22 protein-coding genes and 1 pseudogene are annotated in these 21,350 nt (G+C 61.3%); 17 read left to right on the top strand and 6 right to left on the bottom strand.

Features of this window, described 5'->3' with window-relative positions; translation table 11 throughout:
- Positions 1-147: 147 nt before the first annotated feature.
- Entirely contained in the window at positions 148-2,502 is a 2,355-nt protein-coding gene (locus tag H6M51_RS12785) for a ComEC/Rec2 family competence protein (RefSeq protein ID WP_348644484.1), read from the top strand.
- On the opposite strand, the gene lexA is transcribed toward H6M51_RS12785, so the two are convergent.
- Positions 2,483-3,199 (bottom strand): transcriptional repressor LexA, encoded by a 717-nt coding sequence (lexA, locus tag H6M51_RS12780; protein WP_185810223.1) that lies wholly within the window; start codon positions 3,197-3,199, stop codon positions 2,483-2,485. The two genes, H6M51_RS12785 and lexA, sit on opposite strands and share 20 nt — an antisense overlap.
- Before the next feature lie 203 nt (positions 3,200-3,402).
- On the opposite strand from lexA, the gene H6M51_RS12775 reads away from it, so the two are divergent.
- From H6M51_RS12775 to kdsA, 3 genes are read left to right on the top strand one after another with little or no spacing between them, the layout of a single operon-like run.
- Entirely contained in the window at positions 3,403-3,945 is a 543-nt protein-coding gene (locus tag H6M51_RS12775) for a DUF1003 domain-containing protein (RefSeq protein ID WP_185810222.1), read from the top strand.
- Between the two features lie 41 nt (positions 3,946-3,986).
- Positions 3,987-4,880: a VOC family protein gene (locus H6M51_RS12770; RefSeq protein ID WP_185810221.1), complete on the top strand. Its 894-nt coding sequence runs from the start codon at positions 3,987-3,989 to the stop codon at positions 4,878-4,880.
- Positions 4,877-5,725: a 3-deoxy-8-phosphooctulonate synthase gene (gene kdsA, locus H6M51_RS12765; RefSeq protein ID WP_185810220.1), complete on the top strand. Its 849-nt coding sequence runs from the start codon at positions 4,877-4,879 to the stop codon at positions 5,723-5,725. Before H6M51_RS12770 ends, kdsA begins: the two co-directional genes overlap by 4 nt.
- A 19-nt stretch (positions 5,726-5,744) precedes the next feature.
- Here the strand turns inward: kdsA and H6M51_RS12760 are convergent, their stop codons facing one another.
- Positions 5,745-7,577: a methyl-accepting chemotaxis protein gene (locus tag H6M51_RS12760; protein WP_185810219.1), complete on the bottom strand. Its 1,833-nt coding sequence runs from the start codon at positions 7,575-7,577 to the stop codon at positions 5,745-5,747.
- A 256-nt stretch (positions 7,578-7,833) separates the two neighbouring features.
- Between H6M51_RS12760 and eno the strand changes: the two genes are divergently transcribed.
- The 10 genes from eno (at position 7,834) to lipA (ending at position 17,450) form a co-directional block, all read left to right on the top strand.
- Positions 7,834-9,108 carry a phosphopyruvate hydratase gene (gene eno, locus H6M51_RS12755; RefSeq protein WP_185810218.1) on the top strand — a complete coding sequence of 425 codons (1,275 nt, stop codon included), beginning with the start codon at positions 7,834-7,836 and terminating at the stop codon, positions 9,106-9,108.
- Between the two features lie 142 nt (positions 9,109-9,250).
- Complete coding sequence (locus H6M51_RS12750) at positions 9,251-9,568, top strand: septum formation initiator family protein (RefSeq protein WP_162547838.1); 318 nt, start codon at positions 9,251-9,253, stop codon at positions 9,566-9,568.
- Between the two features lie 148 nt (positions 9,569-9,716).
- Complete coding sequence (pdhA, locus tag H6M51_RS12745) at positions 9,717-10,760, top strand: pyruvate dehydrogenase (acetyl-transferring) E1 component subunit alpha (protein WP_162547839.1); 1,044 nt, start codon at positions 9,717-9,719, stop codon at positions 10,758-10,760.
- Positions 10,761-10,775: 15 nt separating this feature from the next.
- Entirely contained in the window at positions 10,776-12,185 is a 1,410-nt protein-coding gene (locus tag H6M51_RS12740) for a pyruvate dehydrogenase complex E1 component subunit beta (RefSeq protein WP_185810217.1), read from the top strand.
- A 15-nt stretch (positions 12,186-12,200) separates the two neighbouring features.
- Positions 12,201-13,532: a pyruvate dehydrogenase complex dihydrolipoamide acetyltransferase gene (locus tag H6M51_RS12735; RefSeq protein ID WP_185810216.1), complete on the top strand. Its 1,332-nt coding sequence runs from the start codon at positions 12,201-12,203 to the stop codon at positions 13,530-13,532.
- 15 nt (positions 13,533-13,547) lie between these two features.
- Positions 13,548-14,186, top strand: a complete 639-nt coding sequence (locus H6M51_RS12730) for an SGNH/GDSL hydrolase family protein (protein ID WP_162547842.1) — start codon at positions 13,548-13,550, stop codon at positions 14,184-14,186.
- Positions 14,187-14,296: 110 nt separating this feature from the next.
- Complete coding sequence (locus tag H6M51_RS12725; protein ID WP_054148068.1) at positions 14,297-14,563, top strand: YdcH family protein; 267 nt, start codon at positions 14,297-14,299, stop codon at positions 14,561-14,563.
- A 75-nt stretch (positions 14,564-14,638) separates the two neighbouring features.
- Positions 14,639-16,084 (top strand): dihydrolipoyl dehydrogenase, encoded by a 1,446-nt coding sequence (gene lpdA / locus H6M51_RS12720; RefSeq protein WP_185810215.1) that lies wholly within the window; start codon positions 14,639-14,641, stop codon positions 16,082-16,084.
- A gap of 76 nt (positions 16,085-16,160) precedes the next feature.
- Positions 16,161-16,415: a GlsB/YeaQ/YmgE family stress response membrane protein gene (locus H6M51_RS12715; RefSeq protein ID WP_162547845.1), complete on the top strand. Its 255-nt coding sequence runs from the start codon at positions 16,161-16,163 to the stop codon at positions 16,413-16,415.
- A 42-nt stretch (positions 16,416-16,457) separates the two neighbouring features.
- Positions 16,458-17,450: a lipoyl synthase gene (gene lipA, locus H6M51_RS12710; protein WP_185810214.1), complete on the top strand. Its 993-nt coding sequence runs from the start codon at positions 16,458-16,460 to the stop codon at positions 17,448-17,450.
- 136 nt (positions 17,451-17,586) lie between these two features.
- Here the strand turns inward: lipA and H6M51_RS24665 are convergent, their stop codons facing one another.
- Both H6M51_RS24665 and H6M51_RS12700 read right to left on the bottom strand, forming a co-directional pair.
- Positions 17,587-17,748 (bottom strand): type II toxin-antitoxin system RelE/ParE family toxin, encoded by a 162-nt coding sequence (locus H6M51_RS24665; protein ID WP_246780509.1) that lies wholly within the window; start codon positions 17,746-17,748, stop codon positions 17,587-17,589.
- Complete coding sequence (locus tag H6M51_RS12700; RefSeq protein ID WP_185810213.1) at positions 17,745-17,990, bottom strand: type II toxin-antitoxin system ParD family antitoxin; 246 nt, start codon at positions 17,988-17,990, stop codon at positions 17,745-17,747. Before H6M51_RS12700 ends, H6M51_RS24665 begins: the two co-directional genes overlap by 4 nt.
- A gap of 43 nt (positions 17,991-18,033) precedes the next feature.
- On the opposite strand from H6M51_RS12700, the gene H6M51_RS12695 reads away from it, so the two are divergent.
- Both H6M51_RS12695 and H6M51_RS12690 read left to right on the top strand, forming a co-directional pair.
- A complete protein-coding gene (locus tag H6M51_RS12695; protein WP_185810446.1) occupies positions 18,034-18,645 on the top strand; it encodes an AAA family ATPase in 612 nt (203 codons plus the stop codon).
- A 9-nt stretch (positions 18,646-18,654) separates the two neighbouring features.
- Positions 18,655-19,107: a type II toxin-antitoxin system RatA family toxin gene (locus H6M51_RS12690; RefSeq protein ID WP_185810212.1), complete on the top strand. Its 453-nt coding sequence runs from the start codon at positions 18,655-18,657 to the stop codon at positions 19,105-19,107.
- On the opposite strand, the gene H6M51_RS12685 is transcribed toward H6M51_RS12690, so the two are convergent.
- The gene (locus tag H6M51_RS12685) at positions 19,092-19,598 is read right to left on the bottom strand and encodes a CinA family protein (RefSeq protein ID WP_185810211.1); all 507 of its coding nucleotides are present in this window, start codon (positions 19,596-19,598) and stop codon (positions 19,092-19,094) included. The two genes, H6M51_RS12690 and H6M51_RS12685, sit on opposite strands and share 16 nt — an antisense overlap.
- Positions 19,598-20,806 (bottom strand): bifunctional 2-C-methyl-D-erythritol 4-phosphate cytidylyltransferase/2-C-methyl-D-erythritol 2,4-cyclodiphosphate synthase, encoded by a 1,209-nt coding sequence (locus H6M51_RS12680; RefSeq protein WP_185810210.1) that lies wholly within the window; start codon positions 20,804-20,806, stop codon positions 19,598-19,600. The genes H6M51_RS12685 and H6M51_RS12680 overlap by 1 nt, the downstream gene beginning before the upstream one ends.
- A 150-nt stretch (positions 20,807-20,956) precedes the next feature.
- On the opposite strand from H6M51_RS12680, the pseudogene H6M51_RS12675 reads away from it, so the two are divergent.
- Positions 20,957-21,274: pseudogene (locus H6M51_RS12675) on the top strand (tRNA-dihydrouridine synthase); the annotation flags it as partial.
- Positions 21,275-21,350 lie beyond the last annotated feature (76 nt).

Here is a 21,350-nt window from a genome sequence, read left to right as displayed (position 1 = left end):
GGACGGGTGTGCCGGATGGTGGAAGTGGCGGAAACAAAGGGGCAAGCGGATAGCCGGTCCAGTCGAGCGCTGGTCCGGCCAGAGCAATCGCGACCCCCGGAATTCCCATATGCCCCAAGACCAACCGCCTTGGGGCATCCGGCCTTGGTGAAAGACTTCGCACGGCAGGCGATCGGTCGTGTCCGTCGGTATGTTTCAGACGAAAGTCGATACGGTCATTTTTTCCTCTTTCTCCCTGTATGGATCGGGACTGGCGCCGCAATCTGGTTTTCCATCAGGCAACCCCCGTCCCCGGTCGCACTCGGACTTGCCTTCGGCTGTCTGAGCCTTGTCCTTTCACGTTCGGTTCGTGGCACTGCCGGCCATATCGTTCTCTGGAGCGCGTGCCTGATCTGCCTGGGAATGCTGTTGGCCGCTTGGGAAACCTGGCGGGCTTCGACTGTGATCCTGGACCAGCCAGTCGTCACGACTGTTACAGGCGTGGTCGAACGACGCGAGCAGGGGGCATCGGGAGAGTGGCGATACACGCTGCGGGTGACCCAGACCGTGCAGCCGTCCATCCGTCGGCCTCCGGGACGGGTGTCGCTGCTGGCACGCAGCAACCATGTCGCGGCAGAAATCGGCGAAGACCTGACGGGCCGCGCGCGTCTGTCGCCGCCATCGGGGCCCGCCTTGCCCGGACTGAATGATTTTGCCTTTCAGAGCTACTTCGCCGGCATCGGTGCCGTCGGCTTCTTTCTCGGCCCCCCTGAGGCGCGGGCCGCGACAAACGGTAACGCAGGGGATCTCGCCACCCGTTTCGATGCCGCACTGTTCTCGGTGCGGGATTCCATCTCGCATCGCATCCGGACAGTTTTGCCCGGTGACCCCGGGGCCTTTGCCGCTTCGATTATCACCGGTGAGCGCAGATCGATGTCGCAAGAGGCAACGGAGGCTCTGCGTGTCTCAGGTCTGGCGCACATCACCGCCATTTCGGGACTGAACATGGCGCTGGCGGCGGGCATCTTCTTCGTTGGCCTGCGGGGACTGCTCAGCTTGTTCCCTTCCTTGGCGCATCGATACCCGATCAAGAAGATCGCCGCGGCCGGTGCCTTGATGGCGACGACCGGCTATGTCCTGATCTCTGGTTATCAGGTGTCGGCGCTGCGCGCTTTCCTGATGACGGCCATCATGCTGGGAGCCGTGCTTTTTGATCGCCCGGCCGTCAGCCTGCACAATCTCGCACTCGCGGCCACGGCGATCCTGGCGGTGCAGCCCTCCGCCGTAATGGGGCCGAGCTTTCAGATGTCGTTCGCCGCGACCGCCGCCCTCATCGCCGGCTATGCCGGCTGGCGGGCGCGACCGCGAGCGATCATTCCGCCGCCCCGCTCACTGCCCATGCGGATTGCGGCGAGCGGCGCGAAGTTTGTCGGCGGTACACTCGCAACCTCCCTGATCGGCGGGATCGCGACAGCGGTATTTGCCATCAGTCATTTTCACCGACTTTCGACTCACGGCCTGGAAGCCAATCTGGCCGCCATGCCGCTGATCTCCCTCGTCGTGATGCCGTCGGGTTTCATCGCGATGCTGCTGATGCCCTTCGGGCTGGACGCACCCTTCTTCTGGATCATGGGGCAGGGGCTCGAACTTGTCCTCGCTGTCGCCTACGAAGTCTCGAGTTGGGGTGAGGGATACGTCTTTCCGCGACTGCCTGACATTTTCATGCTGGGCAGCATCGCCGGCATGCTGTTGCTGACGCTCTTGCGGACACCTGTGCGGCATATTGGAACGGCTGTGATTGCCGCAACGATCGTCGTGACCTGGAGTGCTCCCAGGGCGCCGGTCGGTGAATTGTCGATCAGTGAGGATGCCCGCCTGGTGGCGCTCAAAGTGAGAGGGGGCGAGGCAACCGCCATTGCGATCAACCGCGCACGCCCGGCCGCCTTCATCTTCGATCAATGGCGGCCGGTGCTTGGCATTGAAGACGCCATTCCTCCGGCCATGCTGCCCTTCGGCCCTCTGCCACCGGCCCCCGAGAGAGAATTGCGACAGGGCTTCCTGCCCGAGCAGCGCAAAGCCGCACAAGACGTGCTAGACGCTCTGCACATGTCGGCCGTCGAAGGTCAGTTCGTCTGCATCAAGCAGGCTTGCACGATCAAGCTGAACAACGGCGCGACGCTCATGACGCTGGAGCGGCCGGATCTTGTCGGAATGGCCTGTGATCGTGCCGACATTGTGGTTCTCTCGGCGCGCACGCACATGCAGGAATGCCGATCCGGTGCGCTGCTGATCTCCGAAACAAGCCTTCGAGCAACCGGATCCCTGGAAGTCTCCGGACTGGACGGTGACCTCAACGCCATCAAGGTCGTTCCAGCGTATGCAGGCCCCCCGCGTCCCTGGACTGCGCACCGTCTCTACGACTGGCGCAGCGGATCCACTGCGCCTGAACACGCACTGCCGGAAGGCTTGCTCAAGACAAAGCAGGCCCCTGCGGGGACGCTCATCAGTGATAGCGGCGGATAAGGCCAACCAGCTTGCCCTGGATTTTGACGCGGTCCGGAGGGAAGATGCGCGTCTCATAGGCCGGATTGGCCGCCTCGAGGGCGATGGACGCGCCGCGACGCCGGAAGCGCTTGAGCGTTGCTTCCTCGTCGTCGACCAGGGCCACGATGATGTCGCCCGGATTGGCGTTCGAGGCGTTGCGGATAATCACCGTATCCCCGTCGAGAATGCCGGCCTCGATCATCGAATCACCCTTGACCTCGAGCGCGTAATGATCGCCGGAACCGATCATCTCTGCGGGGACGGTGATGTCATGCGTGTTGTTCTGGATAGCCGAAATCGGTACGCCTGCCGCGATGCGGCCCATCACAGGGACGGAGACCGACGAGCCGTTGTCCTGCTCGGCGGACTTGGTGGGCGCTGGCGGCGGCGGGGCCTTGCCCAGGCTGCCCTCGATAACACTCGGGGCAAAGCCACGACGCGGCTGGATGCTCGGGGAATAGGCCTCCGGAAGCTTGATGACTTCGAGAGCCCGTGCCCTGTTCGGCAGGCGACGGATGAAGCCGCGTTCCTCGAGCGCCGTGATCAATCGATGGATGCCGGATTTCGATGCGAGGTCCAGCGCATCCTTCATCTCGTCGAAGGACGGCGGGACACCTGATTCCTTCATCCTTTCATGGATGAACAGAAGCAGTTCCTGTTGCTTGCGCGTCAGCATATTCGGTGCCCCTAGGGTGAAACAAATCCAGAACAGACACTATATGTTCCATTTGTGTTCCGCAAGTGGATAAATTTTCGTGAAGAACGGCTGAAAAAGCGGCATGACGCTGGAAAATTCCTGAAAAGGGTCGGAGGGTCTGCGCCAGAGGTCGCCCGAACATGCGTTGAACGGCTGTCGTGGCCGCAATTGGGAAGCTGCACATGCTGAAGGATTTGGAGAGAATCGTTTTGGGCAAGGCCGCGTCGGAGCTGTCTTCGGCGGAAAGAAAGGTTCTGGTGCGAGCGCGTGAGCGCCGAACCGTCTCGACCAATGCCAGCGAAGACTTTCTGGCCAACGCAACCTTCGGTCAACGACTGGCCGACGGAATTGCGAGGATCGGCGGTTCATGGGCCTTCATCATCGGTTTTATGCTGTTTCTGGTCGCCTGGGTGATCCTCAACACCGTCATCCTCGCCCGTGGCTCCCTTGATCCCTATCCCTTTATCTTTCTCAATTTGCTGCTCTCGATGCTTGCCGCGATCCAGGCGCCGATCATCATGATGAGCCAGAACCGCCAGGCCGAGCGCGACCGCTACATGGCGGCCAAGGACTACGAGATCAATCTGAAGGCCGAGATCGAGGTACTTGCTCTGCATCACAAGATCGACGAACTCGTGCTGAAGGAACTTCGCGAGGCGCGGCAGGAACTGAGTTCGCTGCGGCAGACCATCGAGGCTCTACAAAGTGAGAAGCCTGCTTCCTAGATGCAGGATATCTCTTCATTCACCGGCGAAAAGAAACAATGATGTCCCAGACGCTTGGCCCACCACGCCCGATTGATCACCTCGTCCTGCCGGTGACAGATCTTGTAACGAGCCGGCAGCGCCTCTCTGCGCTTGGCTTTACGGTGGCGGCTGATGCGCGGCACCCCTTCGGCACCGAAAACGCTTGCATATTCTTCGCTGACGACACCTATCTCGAACCTCTGTCCGTCGGCAGCCGGGAAGACTGTCTTGAGGCGGCGCGCAAAGGCAATGTCTTTGTGGCGCGCGACCAGGCTTTCCGCTTCCGTCGCGGCGAGGGACTGTCTGCCATCGTGGTCAAGACCGAGGGTGCAGCAGCCGATGATGCGCATTATCGGGAGCAGGGGCTAAGCGGCGGCCAAGTCCTTGAGTTTGCCCGCCAGTTTCGCTTCCCGGATGGCCGGACGGCTGAAGGGGCTTTTCGTCTTGCGTTCGCTGCGGATCTGAGAGCGCCCGATTTCTTCGCCTTTGCCTGCGAGCGCGTGAACCCGCTTCCGACCGATCGTGGTGCCTTGCTGGTTCATGCGAATGGTGCGGCGGGTCTGGCTCGCGTCGTCCTTGTCGAAGACAACCCCAGTGACTTCCAGTATCTCCTGGAAACGGTCCTCAGGCAGCGGGATATCACCGCTCATTCCTTTGGCCTGTCTATCGCAACCGCCAATGCTACGGTCGAGGTTTTGACTCCGGATGGTTTCCACGCCCATTACGGCCTTGAGCGCACGCTTGCGGAGCGAGGCCTGATCGGAGCCGCCGTGGTTGTCGCCGTCGCCGATCTCGGCGTGACAGAAGCCTGCCTCGCTGCTAATGGCATCCACCATCACAAAACGGGCGCGCGCCTCGTTGTCGCGCCGGAAAAGGGGCAGGGTGTCGCCTTCGCCTTCGAGGAGTTGAAATGAGCGTGTCTCCCAATTCGGAAGTCGTGGTCGGCGAAGGTTCGGCCAAGGCCGTCTTCTCCCAGAAGGGCCGTTTTGCCCTGATCGCCGGCCCCTGCCAGATGGAAAGCCGTGACCACGCCTTCATGATCGCCGGCCAGCTCGTCGAGCTTTGCCGCGAGCTCGGCCTCGGCCTCGTCTACAAGTCCTCCTTCGATAAGGCGAACCGCACCTCCTTGTCGGCCGAGCGCGGGATCGGTCTGGAAAAGGCCATGGAAGTCTTCGCCGACATCAAGAAGGAATTCGGCGTTCCCGTTCTCACCGACATCCACACGGAAGAGCAGTGCGCCGCCGTCGCCCCGACCGTCGATGTCCTTCAGATCCCTGCCTTCCTTTGCCGCCAGACGGACCTCCTGATCGCAGCAGCCAGGACCGGCCGCGCGATCAACGTCAAGAAGGGCCAGTTCCTCGCCCCCTGGGACATGAAGAATGTCCTCAACAAGATCACCGGCTCCGGCAATCCCAACGTGCTGCTGTGCGAACGCGGTGCGTCCTTCGGCTACAACACGCTCGTCTCCGACATGCGCTCGCTGCCGATCATGGCGGCGATGGGTGCGCCAGTCGTCTTTGACGCCACCCATTCGGTGCAGCAGCCGGGCGGGCAGGGCGGCTCCTCCGGCGGCCAGCGCGAATTCGTCGAAACGCTGGCGCGTGCCGCGGTCGCTGTCGGCGTCGGCGGTCTCTTCATCGAGACTCACCAGGACCCGGACAACGCACCCTCGGACGGCCCGAACATGGTCAAGATCACCGACATGCGCCGTCTGCTCGAAAAACTGATCGCCTTCGACGACATTGCCAAGGCTGCCTGATGGCAGCCCAGGTGATCGATCACGATGCCAGGCGATAGGCGCCGGGTTGCCGCATCTCTGCTGAAGAGCGTCCGCTGAGCTGGAAGCGGGCCAGCATCTGCCGCAAATGTTCCGCCTCGCCATTCAGTTCGCGGCAGGCGGAATTCGCCTCTTCCGCCATGGCGGCGTTCTGCTGGGTCACTTGGTCCATGTGATTGACCGCAGCGTTGACCTCGGCCAGCGCGCTTGACTGTTCCACGGCCGACATTTCGATCGCGTGGATCAATTGGTGCACCTGCTGTACCTCCTGGTCGATGGCCGAAAGCGCCTCGCCGGTGCGGTTGACAAGCGACACGCCATTCCCGACCTGGGTTGCCGAGGCATCCACCAGAGCCTTGATTTCCTTGGCGGCACTCGCGGATCGCCCGGCCAGTTCCCGGACCTCCTGCGCGACAACGGCGAACCCCTTGCCGCTCTCACCGGCACGTGCTGCCTCCACGCCGGCATTCAGCGCCAGCAGATTCGTCTGGAAGGCGATGTCGTCGATGACGGAGATGATCTGACCTATTTGCGCCGAGGACTCCTCGATCTTGGCCATCGCGACGACCGCGTCGCGCACCACGGAGGCCGAGACTTCGGCACTCTGCTTGGTCCGGGTCATCATGATGTTGGCTTCACGTGCCCGCTCCGATGAAGTCCGGATGGTCGCTGTGATTTCGTCGAGAGCGGAAGCAGCCTCCTCAAGCGAGGCTGCCTGCGTCTCCGTTCGCCGTGCCAGATCATTGGTACCGCTAGCAATGTTGTCAGCGCCTGAACGGACGGTGCCGACCGTCTTCGATATGTCGGTGAGGGTGAGCGCGAGCGAGCGAATGCTGGCATTGAACTCCAGCCTCAGTTTTTCGTAGTCCGGCGCAAAGGGGTCGGTGATTTCGACGGTCAGATCACCGGATGCGAGCTTTTCAAGACCAACGCTCAAGCTGTCGATGACGCGCGCCCGTTGGTGATCGGCGGCAGCCCTTGCTTCCATTTCGGCGCGTTCGCGGTCTGTCGCCAACGCCTGCTCTGCCTCCTGGCGCTCGCGATTGGCCCTGCGTTCCATGGCTGCCGAGCGGAACACCTGGACGGCAGCGGCCATCTGACCGATTTCGTCACCCCGTTCCACGTAGGGCACCGGCTGTGAATAATCGCCACGAGCGAGATTGCTCATGTAGGCCTTCATGGCGTTGAGGGGCGAAATCGCCCGTTTGCGCAGGGCGAACAGGCCAACGATTAGGATGATCCCTGATAGCGCTGCCATCGTGGCCGAAAGGCTAGACAACTGCCCCGACTCGACGGCGGCATTTTTCTCGGCTTCGGCGAGGAACGTGTTGGCCTCGTTGACCAGCACGGTGACGGCGTCGCGATGTGCCTTGTAGGCGTCCATCATCGCGTCGAGCGCGGCCATTTTCACCGCCGCATCTCCGGACTGCATCGCATTCGCATACTGACTGTCGATCATCGCCCAGAGTTTGTCTGCGGTCTCGATCGCGTTGGTCTTCAGGCTTTGTCTGAGACCAGGTGCCAGGTCGGATGCAGCCCAGAAGTCGCGACGCAGGTCGTAGGATGCCTTGAGCGTACGGATCTGCTCCAGATTGGGTTTTGCCAGCTCCTCGTGATATGCCCCCTCGGTTGCGAGGAGATAGGCTTCGATGACGAAGAGCGGCGGCGGAAGGATGTCGGCAATGAGGTCCTTGCCGTTGACGATCTGCTGATAGGCGGGACCGTTCACCTGCAATTCGCGCAGGGCATATTGGTTGCTCGCAACCGCCAGGGTGATGCCGACACCGACGACGCAGCCAAACAGGGTGATGCTCTGGGAAATGCTGATTTTCATCTGTCCTCCAACACAGTGAAATGCGCCGAGCGCTTCATCGTCGGCCGATTGTTTGCTCAGTGTATGATCCGCCACTTACCAGTCGGTTAAAATTCTATTAAACTCATAGTGTTAATTCTTGCAGGGTTTTGAAAGGCGGGGTTGTGGCGATGGCGGTTTGCCGGAAGCCTGTCATGAACCTGCCATTGTATTTTCTGCCTCTTGGATTATGAGGGGGCGGTAAGTTTCCAACCGTTCCAGCCATCAGGAAGTGAACATGACTGCCATCACCGACATCATCGGCCGCGAAATTCTCGATAGCCGCGGCAACCCAACCGTCGAGGTCGACGTCTATCTTGAAGACGGCAGCATGGGCCGCGCAGCCGTTCCCTCCGGCGCGTCGACCGGTGCGCATGAAGCCGTCGAACTGCGTGACGGTGGAAAACGCTATCTCGGCAAGGGCGTGGAGAAGGCCGTGGAAGCGGTTAATGGCGAGATCTATGACGCGATCGGCGGTCACGATGCCGAGAACCAGATCCAGATCGACAACCTGATGATCCAGCTCGATGGCACGCCGAATAAGTCGCGCCTCGGCGCCAACGCGATCCTCGGCGTGTCGCTCGCCGTCGCTAAGGCTGCTGCGCAGTCCTCCGGTCTGCCGCTCTACCGCTATGTCGGCGGCCCGAACGCCCATGTCCTGCCGGTCCCGATGATGAACATCATCAATGGCGGCGCCCATGCCGACAATCCGATCGACTTCCAGGAATTCATGATCGTGCCGGTTGGTGCCGAGACCATCCGCGACGCCGTCCGCATGGGTTCGGAAGTCTTCCACACGCTGAAGAAGCAGCTCGCCGCCGACGGCCACAACACCAATGTCGGTGACGAGGGCGGCTTCGCCCCGGGTCTGGCATCTGCTCCTGCCGCTCTCGATTTCATCATGAAGTCGATCGAAAAGGCCGGCTATCGTCCGGGCGAAGACATGCACATCGCGCTCGATTGTGCCTCGACCGAATTCTTCAAGGACGGCAAATACGTTCTGGAAGGTGAAGGCCGCACGCTTGAGCCGGAAGCCATGGCCGAATATCTCGCCGAACTCGCTGCCAAGTATCCGATTTTCTCGATCGAGGACGGCATGGCAGAAGACGATTGGGATGGCTGGAAGGCGCTGACCGACAAGATCGGCAAGAAGGTTCAGCTCGTCGGCGACGATCTCTTCGTCACCAACTCGGCCCGCCTGCGCGACGGCATCAAGATGGGTGTCGCCAACTCGATCCTCGTCAAGGTCAACCAGATCGGCTCGCTGTCTGAAACGCTCGATGCCGTCTCGACCGCCCACCGCGCGGCCTATACCGCCGTGATGTCGCACCGTTCGGGCGAGACCGAGGACTCGACGATTGCCGATCTCGCGGTTGCCACCAACTGCGGTCAGATCAAGACCGGCTCGCTGGCCCGCTCCGACCGCACCGCCAAGTACAACCAGCTGATCCGTATCGAGGAAGAACTCGGTCCGCAGGCGGTCTATGCAGGCACGTCCATCCTGCGCGGCTGATTTACGCCTCTCCTGACTGGAAGCCCGTGCCGGTTCCCTCCGGCGCGGGCTTTTTCTTTTGCGCTGCAATCAAGGTCAACGGTCGGTTAAGATATGACGGTTACCCTTGCGGCAAGTTTCGCGTTTCAGGGCATTTGTCGGCATGTGGACCAGACATCACAAAAAGAAGAAATACGGTCGACTCGTCCTTCCTGCCGTCACCATCGCTTTCCTCTCCTATTTTGGCTATCATTCGGTTCACGGCGACTATGGCCTGAAGGCCGGGCAGCAGTTCGAGCGCATTCGGCAGGAGCGCGCGGCCGAGCTGGAGAAGCTTGTCGCGCAGCGGATGACGCTCGAAAAGGAAGTCGGTCTGCTCAGTGATGGCTCGCTGGACGAAGACATTATCGATGAAAAGGCGCGTTATCAGCTGAACATGTCGCGCCCCGATGAAATCGTGATATTCAACACGTATTTCTGATTAACCTGAATTTGGTTAATCAGAAATTTTTATTTGTTTACAGTTGCTTGCGGCGAATGAGAGCCATGCATTTATGGCATTGCCGCCGTCGTCTTTCTTCCCTATTCTGTGGCCCACTCTGGACCATAATAACCCATGGGAGGGATGCATGGCTCGCAAGCCTGCGACTGCGACCGGCCGGAAATCCGCGGCCAAGCCTGCCAAGAAAGAATTCACTCAAGGAGCGATCGTCGAGTTCGACAAGGCCCAGGAAATCCTGGCCTATCGCGAGATGCTGCTGATCCGCCGTTTCGAGGAAAAGGCCGGCCAGCTCTATGGCATGGGCTTTATCGGCGGCTTCTGTCACCTTTACATCGGCCAGGAAGCTGTCGTCGTCGGCATGCAGATGGCGCTGAAGGAGGGCGACCAGGTCATCACCGGCTATCGTGACCATGGTCACATGCTGGCCTGTGGCATGAGCGCCCGTGGCGTCATGGCCGAGCTGACTGGACGTCGCGGCGGCCTGTCGAAGGGCAAGGGCGGCTCGATGCACATGTTCTCGAAGGAGAAGCATTTCTATGGCGGTCACGGCATCGTCGGTGCCCAGGTGTCGCTTGGCACCGGTCTCGCCTTCGCCAACAAGTATCGCGGCAATGACAATGTCTCGCTCGCCTATTTCGGCGATGGCGCTGCCAACCAGGGCCAGGTCTACGAGAGCTTCAACATGGCTCGCCTGTGGAACCTGCCGGTGATCTACATCATCGAGAATAACCGCTATGCCATGGGCACATCCGTTTCGCGCGCCTCGGCCCAGACCGACTTCTCGCAGCGCGGCGTGTCCTTCAATATCCCGGGCATTCAGGTCGATGGGATGGACGTCCGCGCGGTCAAGGCTGCGGCCGATCAGGCCGTCGAGCACTGCCGCGCCGGCAAGGGTCCGATCATTCTCGAGATGCTGACCTATCGCTATCGCGGTCACTCCATGTCCGACCCGGCCAAGTACCGCTCCAAGGAAGAAGTGCAGAAGATGCGCTCCGAACAGGATCCGATCGAGCAGGTCCGCGCCCGTCTCCTGGAAAAGGGCTGGGCCACGGAGGACGAGCTGAAGGCGATCGACAAGGACGTCCGCGACATCGTCGCCGACTCGGCCGATTTCGCCCAGGCCGATCCGGAGCCGGACGTATCCGAGCTCTACACCGACATTCTGCTCTAATCGGGGAGGGAACCCATGCCGATCGAAATCCTCATGCCCGCCCTCTCTCCGACCATGGAAGAAGGCACGCTGTCCAAATGGGTCAAGAAGGAAGGCGACACCATCAAGTCTGGTGACGTGATCGCCGAAATTGAGACCGACAAGGCAACCATGGAAGTCGAAGCCGTCGACGAAGGCGTCCTCGGCAAGATCCTGGTCGCCGCCGGCACCGAAAACGTCAAGGTCAACACAGCGATTGCCGTCCTCCTGCAGGATGGTGAAAGCGCCGATGCTGCCGTTGCGCCGAAAAAGGCCGATGCGGACACGCCGGCCGCTGCTGCTGGTGACGCCGGCGGCAAGGCCCGCGCGGCATCGGACGAGCCGGCGTCTTCCGCTGACAACAAGGTCCCGGCTGCACCGAAGATCGAGGTCGCCGCCGATCCGGCTATTCCGGCCGGCACCGAAATGGTGACCATGACCGTGCGCGAAGCGCTGCGTGAAGCCATGGCCGAGGAAATGCGGGCCAACCCTGATGTCTTCATCATGGGTGAAGAGGTCGCTGAATATCAGGGTGCCTACAAGATCACGCAAGGCCTGCTGCAGGAATTCGGCCCGCAGCGCGTTGTCGACACTCCGATCACCGAGCATGGTTTTGCCGGTATCGCCGTTGGTGCCGCCATGGCTGGCCTGCGTCCGATCGTCGAATTCATGACCTTCAACTTCGCCATGCAGGCGATCGACCAGATCATCAACTCGGCGGCCAAGACGCTCTACATGTCGGGCGGCCAGATGGGCGCCCCGATGGTCTTCCGTGGTCCGAACGGTGCGGCAGCCCGCGTTGCCGCCCAGCACAGCCAGGATTACGCCGCCTGGTACAGCCACATCCCGGGTCTCAAGGTCATCCAGCCCTATTCGGCAGCTGACGCCAAGGGTCTTCTGAAGGCCGCCATCCGCGATCCAAACCCGATCATCTTCCTCGAAAACGAAATCCTCTATGGTCACTCGTTCGAAGTGCCGAAGATGGACGATTTCGTGTTGCCGATCGGCAAGGCTCGCCTGCACAAGGCCGGCAAGGATGTGACCGTTGTCTCCTGGGGCATCGGCATGACCTATGCGGTCAAGGCCGTGGACGAGCTGAGCAAGGAAGGCATCGACGTCGAACTGATCGACCTCAGGACCATTCGTCCGATGGACCTGCCGGCGATCATCGAATCGGTGAAGAAGACCGGTCGCCTCGTCACCGTCGAGGAAGGCTTCCCGCAATCCTCCGTCGGCGACTTCATCTCCAACACTGTCCAGCGCGAAGCCTTCGACTATCTGGATGCCCCGGTCATCACGATCGCCGGCAAGGATGTGCCGATGCCTTACGCGGCAAACCTCGAAAAGCTCGCTCTGCCGAACGTCGGCGAAGTGATCCAGGCGGTCAAAGCCGTCTGCTACAAGTAAGGGGAGGCGAGGCTCATGCCGATCAATATCACCATGCCGGCTCTCTCTCCGACCATGGAAGAGGGCAATCTGGCGAAGTGGCTGGTCAAGGAAGGCGACAAGGTCAAGTCCGGCGACGTGATCGCCGAGATCGAAACCGACAAGGCGACCATGGAAGTGGAAGCCGTCGATGAAGGTGTCGTGGCCAAGCTCGTCGTCCCCGCCGGCACCGAAGCCGTCAAGGTCAATGCCGTGATCGCAATCCTCGCCGCTGATGGCGAGGATCTCGCTGCGGCTGCGGCCGGTGGCGGCGCTGCCGCCCCGAAGGCGGAGGCTGCATCGGCTCCGAAGGCTGAAGCCGCCCCTGTGGCTGCTCCGGCACCGGCTCCCGCGGCCGCATCGGCTGCACCGGCGGCCTCGACCGGCGAGCGCGTCTTCGCTTCGCCACTCGCCCGTCGCCTGGCGAAGGAAGCCGGTCTTGACCTCAAGGCCGTCTCGGGCTCCGGTCCGAAGGGCCGCGTCGTCAAGAGCGACGTCGAAAAGGCCGTCAGCACCGGTGGTGCCAAGGCTGCTCCGGCACCGGCAGCAGCGGCCGCAAGCGCCGCACCGGCACCGGCTCTCGCCAAGGGTCCGTCCGACGAGTCGGTTCTCAAGAACTTCGCCGAAGGCTCCTACGAGCTCGTGCCGCATGACGGCATGCGCAAGACGATCGCAAAGCGCCTGCAGGAATCCAAGCAGACCATCCCGCATTTCTACGTCTCCGTGGATTGCGAACTGGATGCGCTCTTGGCCCTGCGTGCCCAGCTCAATGCCGCTGCCCCCGAAAAGGACGGCAAGCCGGCCTACAAGCTCTCGGTCAACGACATGGTGATCAAGGCTCTGGCTCTCGCTCTGCGCGACGTGCCGGATGCCAACGTCTCCTGGACCGACACCAACATGGTCAAGCACAAGCATGCCGATGTCGGCGTGGCGGTCTCGATCCCGGGCGGCCTCATCACCCCGATCATCCGCAAGGCCGAGGAAAAGAGCCTGTCCACCATCTCGAACGAGATGAAGGATTTGGGCAAGCGCGCCAAGGACCGCAAGCTGAAGCCCGAGGAATATCAGGGCGGCACGACTGCCGTGTCCAACATGGGCATGATGGGCGTGAAGAGCTTCTCGGCTGTCGTGAACCCGCCGCATGCAACGATCCTCGCGGTCGGTGCCGGCGAAGAGCGGGTGGTTGTGAAGAACGGCGAGATGAAGATCGCCAATGTCATGACCGTGACGCTTTCCACCGACCACCGTTGCGTCGATGGCGCGCTGGGAGCCGAACTGCTTGGCGCCTTCAAGCGCTACATCGAAAATCCGATGGGCATGCTGGTCTGATCAGGGAGCGGTGCGATGAAGACCGTTCTCGCTTATGGCGACAGCCTGACATGGGGATACGACCCGGTAAACCTGGGTCGGCATGCCCACGAGGATCGCTGGACAAGCGTCTTGCAGAAGGCGCTCGGCCACGGTGTCCGGGTGATCGCCGAAGGCCTGAACGGACGCACGACGGCTTATGATGATCATCTGGGTGACTGTGAACGCAATGGCGCAAAGCTGTTGCCGACGATCCTTGCGACGCACAAGCCGATCGATCTCGTGATCATCATGCTGGGGACCAACGACCTCAAGCGTGGCATCCAGGGAACGGCAATCGGCGCGACCAGTGGCGTGAACCGACTGGTCAAACTCGTCCAGAAGCATGACTGGGGTTTTGAGTTCGAGGAGCCCGGAATCCTGATCGTCGCACCGCCCGCGATCCGCGAGACGGCCAATTCGGTGTTCGGCGCCATGTTCAACCACTCGGTGGAAGAAGGCGCCATGCTCGCCAGTATGTACCGCGATGCAGCAGACGAATCGGGATGTGCTTTCTTTGACGCGGGATCGGTTGCCGAAACCACGCCGCTGGATGGCATCCATCTGGACGCCGAAAACACCCGCGCCATTGGACGCGGCCTCGAGCCGATCGTCCGGATGATGCTCGGTCTTTGAAGAAAAACCGCGGCCTGAAATCTCCGTCGGGGCGCGTTGATCAAAATCAAGGAGGTCTTGTGCGCTGCGTCTAACCTGAGCCCATCAACCCCGAAAGAGGAGATGGGATCATGTCGAACACACCGCACGAACTGGCAGTGGAATTCCCGGAACACGTCGCGCTGATGCGTCATCTGAAGGAAACGGATGGTCATTTCGCAAGATTGTTCGAAACCTATCACGAGGTGAATCGGGCCATCCACCGTGCCGAAACAGACGTCGAGCCTGCAGACGACTTCCATGTCGTGGAAATGCGCAAGAAGCGGATGCAGCTCAAGGATGAAATCTACGGGATGCTGGTTCGTCATGAACCGGAGGCCGAGACACCCGCAGCCTGAGGGTCTCGCTTCCAGTCCCGAAACGGGCCTCCGCTGGAGCGGGGGCTCGCAAGAAACCGAGGAGTGGAAGCGCCCATGTCGAATGCTTACGACGTCATCATCATCGGCTCCGGCCCCGGCGGTTACGTCACCGCCATCCGTGCGGCCCAGCTCGGCCTGAAAACCGCGATCGTCGAACGCGAGCATCTGGGCGGCATCTGCCTCAACTGGGGCTGCATCCCGACCAAGGCTCTCCTGCGCTCGGCCGAGATCCTCGACCATGCCAACCACGCCAAATCCTACGGTCTGACGCTGAACGGCACGATGACTGCCGACGTCAAGGACGTGGTCGCCCGCTCGCGCGGCGTGTCAGCCCGCCTCAACGGCGGCGTCGCCTTCCTGATGAAGAAGAACAAGATCGACGTCATCTGGGGCGAAGCCAAGCTGACGAAGCCCGGCGAAATCGTCGTCGGCAAGATGACAAAGCCCGTCGTCGAGCCGCAGAACCCGGTTCCGAAGGGTGTTCTGGGCGAGGGCACCTACACCGCCAAGCACATCATAGTCGCGACCGGTGCCCGCCCGCGTGCGCTTCCGGGCATCGAGCCGGACGGCAAGCTGATCTGGACCTATTTTGAGGCAATGAAGCCGGATTTCATGCCGAAGTCGCTGGTTGTCATGGGCTCGGGCGCGATCGGCATCGAATTCGCCTCCTTCTATCGCTCCATGGGCGTGGATGTCACCGTCGTCGAACTGATGCCGAACATCATGCCGGTCGAGGACGTCGAAATCTCCACCTTCGCCCGCAAGCAGCTGGAAAAGCGCGGCCTGAAGATCATCACCGAAGCCAAGGTCTCGAAGGTCGAGAAGGGTGCCAACTCCATCACCGCCCATGTCGAGACCAAGGACGGCAAGGTCCAGACGATCACCGCTGATCGCCTGATCTCCGCCGTCGGCGTCCAGGGCAATATCGAGAACCTCGGTCTCGAAGCGCTGGGCGTGAAGACCGATCGCGGCTGCATCGTCGTCGACGGCTACGGCAAGACGAACGTGCCCGGCCTCTACGCGATCGGCGACGTCGCCGGCCCGCCGATGCTCGCCCACAAGGCCGAGCATGAGGGCGTCATCTGCATCGAGAAGATCGCCGGTGTGCCGGGCGTGCATCCGATGGACAAGGCGAAGATCCCGGGCTGCACCTATTGCAACCCGCAGGTCGCCTCTGTCGGTCTGACGGAAGCCAAGGCGAAGGCTGAGGGCCGCGACATCCGCGTCGGCCGCTATTCCTTTGCGGCCAACGGCAAGGCCATCGCGCTCGGCGAAGACCAGGGCATGATCAAGACCATCTTCGACAAGAAGACCGGTGAACTGCTCGGCGCCCACATGGTCGGCGCGGAAGTCACCGAACTCATCCAGGGCTTCGTCGTCGCAATGAACCTCGAGACGACGGAAGAAGAGCTGATGCACACGATCTTCCCGCATCCGACCCTGTCGGAGATGATGAAGGAAAGCGTGCTCGACGCCTATGGGCGGGTGCTGAACGCCTAAAGTCCGGTTGTGAAACAGAACTCTGCCGCCTATATCAGCGGCAGGTTCCAACTGAACGGTCCGAAAGGGGCTCGACATGGCTGGTTTCGAAGTGGGCATCATCGCGACGATTTTCTTTGGCGGTCTCGCAGGCTGGCTGGCCGGCAAGCTCATGGACATGCGCTTTGGCGTGATCTTGAACATCATCATCGGCATTGTCGGTGCCGCGATCGCTGCCGCGATCTTCCGCCGGCTCGGCATCTTCGTTGAAGGCGACTGGCTCGGCTACCTGATCACCAGCTTCGTGGGCGCCAGCATTCTGCTCTTCGTCGCAAAGCTGGTTCGGCGCTGACAATCGACTAGGCCGCAGACGCGGCGGGACAGGGTTTTGACCATGGTCACCATTCTCGACAGGACCAATCTTCCGATCGTTGCCCCCGTGGCATCCGGCGAGGAAAAGCGCGTCCGCCACCCCGAAAAGGCCCACAAGCCCGACACCGAAGTGCTGCGCAAGCCGGAATGGATCCGCGTCAAGGCGCCGACATCAAAGGGTTATCACGAGACCCGCGAGCTGGTTCGCTCCCACAAGCTGGTGACGGTCTGCGAAGAGGCCGGCTGCCCGAATATCGGCGAGTGCTGGGACAAGAAGCACGCGACCTTCATGATCATGGGTGAGATCTGTACCCGCGCCTGCGCCTTCTGCAATGTCGCGACCGGCAAGCCGAACCCGCTCGATCTCGAAGAGCCCGCAAACGTCGCCAAGGCCGTCCGCCAGATGGGACTGCAGCACGTTGTCATCACCTCAGTCGACCGTGACGACTTGGCTGATGGCGGCGCCGAACATTTCGAGAAGGTCATTTGGGCCATCCGCGAGGCATCGCCGGAAACGACGATCGAGATCCTCACCCCCGACTTCCTGAAGAAGCCGGGCGCGCTTGAGCGCGTCGTCGCCGCGAAGCCCGACGTCTTCAACCACAATATGGAAACCGTTCCGGGCAACTATCTGACGGTTCGCCCGGGTGCCCGTTATTTCCACTCCGTCCGTCTTCTGCAGCGGGTCAAGGAACTCGACCCGACCATGTTTACCAAGTCGGGGATCATGGTCGGCCTTGGCGAAGAGCGGAACGAAGTGCTGCAGCTGATGGACGACCTGCGTTCCGCCGACGTCGATTTCCTGACCATCGGCCAGTATCTCCAGCCGACCCGCAAGCACCACAAGGTCGAGCGCTTCGTCACGCCGGAAGAGTTCAAATCCTACGAGGACATCGCCTATACCAAGGGCTTCCTGATGGTGTCCTCGAGCCCGCTGACCCGCTCGTCGCACCATGCCGGCGATGACTTTGCGCGGTTGAAGGCGGCGCGAGAGAAGCTTATCGCCAAGGCGTGACGGGGTAACCGAGATTGTCCTGCCAATCTTCGCGTGCGTTCGGGACTGCTATAATCAGGACGTCGCCGTTGGGCTTGATGCTGTAGATCACCAGATGTGATCCGGTGGGATGAACGCGCACGGGTGGCCTGATTTCTCAACGTTCGCGCGCCATGCGAGGGTTCTCGGCAATCAGAGTGAAAACGTGTACGAGATGGAGATGGTAGGCCTCGGCCTGCGCCTCGCCGAACGTCTCAACACCGCGCCGATAGATCTTGCGGACATCCTCCGCTGCTCGACGGGTGAGCCGATAGCTCAAGCAGATCTGCTCCGTTGGTCCTTCAGGGAGTGGAGGATATCCTGCATGCTCTCATCGCTCTCGCCGCTGGCGATCCCCTCGTCGACAATTGCCTGGACACGGGCAACCTCTCTCTGGCGCTCTTGGTCCTGGGTGATCAGGTCCTGGATATAGGCCTCCTCGTTGGCGAACTGACCCTCCTGGGCCTGATCGTCGACGAACTGCTTCATCTTGTCGGGCAGCCGAATGCTGAGCTTGGCCATACATCTGTCTCCTGTGTCCGAATGTTGCTCGCGTCTGACTAAAATGTCAAAGCTTGGCGCACTGCATGAGAGGGAGAGGGATCGAGTGCGTAACCTTCCGATCGCTCAAGAAGCCGCAAACCACCTGCGCAACGCGCGTCGCATTTGCGTCATCGGATCCTCCGGCGGCGGAAAAAGCACTCTCTCGCAGAAACTCGCAAGCGGTCTCGGTCTCCAGTACATCTCCATCGACAGGGATGTGCGCTGGCTGCCCGGGTGGCAAGAGCGGGGCAGGGAGGAGCAACGTGCGCGATTGAGCGCTTTCGTTACCAGCGAAGCTTGGGTAATTGATGGCAGCGGCTCTTCGTCATTCGACATCAGGCTGCCGCGCACCGATCTCATCATTTGGCTGCGGCTTTCCAGATGGAGATGCCTTCTGGGCGTTGCGAAAAGAGTGGCGCGGTACAAAGGTACAGTCAGACCGGATATGGCGGAAGGCTGCCCCGAACCCTTCCCCGACCGCGATTTCCTCTCCTACATCTGGAACTTCGAGCGCCGCTTCGCCCCGCGCATCATCCAGGAAATCGAGCGTCACGGACCGAATGTACCGGTCGTCATTCTGAAATCCCATGGCGAAATGGCGCAGCTGCTTGATCTTGCGGGGCTTCCTCATTAAGTCGCTGGCATGCCCCAGTTCGAAACCCGCCGTCTCGTCAAACACTCGCCCGACCGCATGTACGCGCTTGTCGCGGATATCGAGCGCTACCCGGAATTCCTGCCGCTCTGTGAAGCGCTGACCATTCGCTCGCGCCGCGAACGCGACGGCAAGGAGCTGCTGCTGGCCGATATGACGGTAGGCTACAAGGCGATCCGCGAGACGTTCACGACCCAGGTCCTGCTGACGGCTGCCGAGCGTGCCATCGACGTCAAATACATCGAGGGCCCGTTCAAATATCTCGACAATCGCTGGCGCTTCGAAGAGGCAGGCGAGGGCGGTTGCTCGGTGCATTTCTACATCGACTACGAGTTCAAGAACCGTATCCTTGGCGCCCTGATGGGCTCTATGTTCGACCGCGCCTTCCGCATGTTTTCGGAAGCCTTCGAGGAGCGGGCCGACAAGATCTATGCCGGCGGCTGACACGCGGCGAGAAACATGTCCAGTGCGGTCCTAAGCGTCGCAAGCCGGACCTGATCACGGCCAATATCACCGTAGCGCATCTCCCGGTGATCGATCGGCCCGCTTCGGGTCTTCAACGCCAGATGCACGAGCCCGACCGGTTTCTCCGGCGAGCCGCCGCCCGGCCCTGCAATGCCCGTCACCGCAACGGCCACCTGGGCATCGGAACGCATGAGCGCTCCATGTGCCATCTGCAGCGCGGTCTCCCTTGAGACGGCCCCGAAACCCTCTAGCGTTTTGGCGCTCACGCCGATCAGATCCATCTTCGCCTGGTTGGTATAGGTGACGAAACCCCGGTCGACGACCGCTGATGAACCGGCGATCTCCGTGAGTGCGCCTGCGATCAATCCGCCCGTGCAGGATTCAGCCGTTGCGATCATCCAGCCTAGGTCGCGATAGGCGGCAATGATCGCCTGTGCCTTGTCTTCGATATCCGCCGGATAAAGCCCCATCAGTCCGCTCCCTGGAAGACGACGGTCGCCGTGGCGATCGCCGCGATCCCCTCGCGGCGACCGACAAAGCCGATCTTCTCGTTGGTCGTGGCCTTCACCGAGCAGCGATCGAGCGAAATGCCAAGGATCTCCGAAAGCTTCTCCCGCATGGCCTGCCGATGTGGTCCAACCTTAGGCGCTTCGGCAATGAGCGAAATATCGGCATTCATGATCGTGCCGCCGGCGTCGCGCACGATCTTCGCCGCATGCTCCAAAAAGATCCGTGATGGCGCGCCCTTCCATTGCATGTCCGATGGCGGGAAATGGTCGCCGATATCGCCGGCCCCGCAGGTGGCCAGCAGCGCGTCGGTCAGCGCGTGCAACGCGACATCCGCATCCGAATGCCCCTTGAGCTTCTGGTCGTGCGGAATGAAGATCCCGCAAAGGGTCACGCCATCGCCGGGCTCCAACTGGTGCACGTCATAGCCGTTTCCGGTGCGAACGTCGGGCAGGGCGTTGCCCCTCAGTTTCTCGTCGGCCATGGCGATATCCCTCTTCACGGTCAGTTTGACATTGTCGATCGATCCCTCGACCAGCTGAACCGGAATGCCGGCCCATTCGGCAATCGAGGCATCGTCGGTAAAGTCGGATCCGGCCTCGCGTGCTGCCCGTTCATGGGCGCTCAGGATGCTCTGGTAGTGGAAACTCTGCGGCGTTTGCGCGGCATGTAGGTCCTTGCGTGGCACGGTATCCGTGACGATCTTCCCCGCATCCGCCCGCTTGAGCGTGTCAGACACCGCAACGGCTGGCAGAACTGCTGGCTTGCCCGCCGCAAGCTCTTCCGCGATCCGATCGAGAAGTGCCGGATCGGCAAACGGTCGCACGCCGTCATGGATCATCACGGATTCGATATTGCTCTCACGCAGGGCCCTCAGGCCATGGAGCACGGATTCCTGTCGCGTTGCGCCACCGGTGACGACCAGAAGCGCATGCCTTGCAGGCAGGTCCGAAACGGCCGCGTCGAAAAGCGCGCGATCATCAGGATGAATGACCACGACGACAGGACCACTTTTGGGCCAGTCGAGAAAGAGTTTCAGCGTGTGCCAGATGACCGGCTTCCCGCCGATCCGCCGATACTGCTTGGGTCCGTCGACCGATGCGCCGGCGCGCTCGCCGCGGCCAGCGGCAACAACGACAATCCCGATTGTTCCGCTCAGCTCTTGCTCCATCGCCCCGCCTGGTCCATGACAACCTTTCCTTCGCAACCGTGCTCTATCGGCTCGAAACGACCTTTTCCAGCATTTGCCCGAATTTTTGTCGATGCGTGACCTTTGCCTCTTGGCAAGCCATCAATGGCTGGCTAAAAATAGTGCAAATATATTCTTTGCCTGAAAGATAATCAGTTGGTTTCTGTCGCCTTGGACACGCCATTCAGTATCGGCCCGGTTCCCGTCCGGAACCGGGTGGTGCTTGCGCCAATGTCCGGTGTCACCGATCTGCCGTTCCGTCAGCTGGCCTTCCGCTTCGGGGCCGGCCTTGTTGTGACCGAAATGGTGGCAAGCCGCGAACTGGTCTTCAATGCCGCAGAAAGCTGGACGCGTCTGAAGGGCGCGGGCCTGACCCCGCACATGGTGCAGCTCGCCGGCCGCGAAGCAAAATGGCTTGCAGAAGCGGCCGTCATCGCCGAAGCCAACGGTGTCAAAGCTGGTTAGAGACGCGTGCTCACTAGCCACTTAGAAACGCGACACTAACACTGCCGATCAGCCCCGATCT

This window comes from Rhizobium sp. AQ_MP, assembly GCF_014237835.1.
Classification (GTDB): domain Bacteria; phylum Pseudomonadota; class Alphaproteobacteria; order Rhizobiales; family Rhizobiaceae; genus Allorhizobium.
The sequence above is the reverse complement of the archived record's forward strand: the minus strand, read 5'-3'. Positions and strand labels throughout refer to the sequence as shown.

Excerpts from the sequence above, each read along its gene's own strand:
- H6M51_RS12775 (WP_185810222.1), top strand. The coding sequence starts at position 3,403 with ATGCTGAAGGATTTGGAGAGAATCGTTTTGGGCAAGGCCGCGTCGGAG.
- lexA (WP_185810223.1), bottom strand. The coding sequence starts at position 3,199 with ATGCTGACGCGCAAGCAACAGGAACTGCTTCTGTTCATCCATGAAAGG.
- kdsA (WP_185810220.1), top strand. The coding sequence starts at position 4,877 with ATGAGCGTGTCTCCCAATTCGGAAGTCGTGGTCGGCGAAGGTTCGGCC.
- lpdA (WP_185810215.1), top strand. The coding sequence starts at position 14,639 with ATGTCGAATGCTTACGACGTCATCATCATCGGCTCCGGCCCCGGCGGT.
- H6M51_RS12725 (WP_054148068.1), top strand. The coding sequence starts at position 14,297 with ATGTCGAACACACCGCACGAACTGGCAGTGGAATTCCCGGAACACGTC.
- H6M51_RS12770 (WP_185810221.1), top strand. The coding sequence starts at position 3,987 with ATGTCCCAGACGCTTGGCCCACCACGCCCGATTGATCACCTCGTCCTG.
- H6M51_RS12730 (WP_162547842.1), top strand. The coding sequence starts at position 13,548 with ATGAAGACCGTTCTCGCTTATGGCGACAGCCTGACATGGGGATACGAC.
- H6M51_RS12750 (WP_162547838.1), top strand. The coding sequence starts at position 9,251 with ATGTGGACCAGACATCACAAAAAGAAGAAATACGGTCGACTCGTCCTT.
- H6M51_RS12735 (WP_185810216.1), top strand. The coding sequence starts at position 12,201 with ATGCCGATCAATATCACCATGCCGGCTCTCTCTCCGACCATGGAAGAG.
- H6M51_RS12740 (WP_185810217.1), top strand. The coding sequence starts at position 10,776 with ATGCCGATCGAAATCCTCATGCCCGCCCTCTCTCCGACCATGGAAGAA.
- lipA (WP_185810214.1), top strand. The coding sequence starts at position 16,458 with ATGGTCACCATTCTCGACAGGACCAATCTTCCGATCGTTGCCCCCGTG.
- H6M51_RS12680 (WP_185810210.1), bottom strand. The coding sequence starts at position 20,806 with ATGGAGCAAGAGCTGAGCGGAACAATCGGGATTGTCGTTGTTGCCGCT.
- H6M51_RS12700 (WP_185810213.1), bottom strand. The coding sequence starts at position 17,990 with ATGGCCAAGCTCAGCATTCGGCTGCCCGACAAGATGAAGCAGTTCGTC.
- H6M51_RS12695 (WP_185810446.1), top strand. The coding sequence starts at position 18,034 with ATGTCAAAGCTTGGCGCACTGCATGAGAGGGAGAGGGATCGAGTGCGT.
- H6M51_RS12715 (WP_162547845.1), top strand. The coding sequence starts at position 16,161 with ATGGCTGGTTTCGAAGTGGGCATCATCGCGACGATTTTCTTTGGCGGT.
- eno (WP_185810218.1), top strand. The coding sequence starts at position 7,834 with ATGACTGCCATCACCGACATCATCGGCCGCGAAATTCTCGATAGCCGC.
- H6M51_RS12685 (WP_185810211.1), bottom strand. The coding sequence starts at position 19,598 with ATGGGGCTTTATCCGGCGGATATCGAAGACAAGGCACAGGCGATCATT.
- H6M51_RS12760 (WP_185810219.1), bottom strand. The coding sequence starts at position 7,577 with ATGAAAATCAGCATTTCCCAGAGCATCACCCTGTTTGGCTGCGTCGTC.
- H6M51_RS12690 (WP_185810212.1), top strand. The coding sequence starts at position 18,655 with ATGCCCCAGTTCGAAACCCGCCGTCTCGTCAAACACTCGCCCGACCGC.
- pdhA (WP_162547839.1), top strand. The coding sequence starts at position 9,717 with ATGGCTCGCAAGCCTGCGACTGCGACCGGCCGGAAATCCGCGGCCAAG.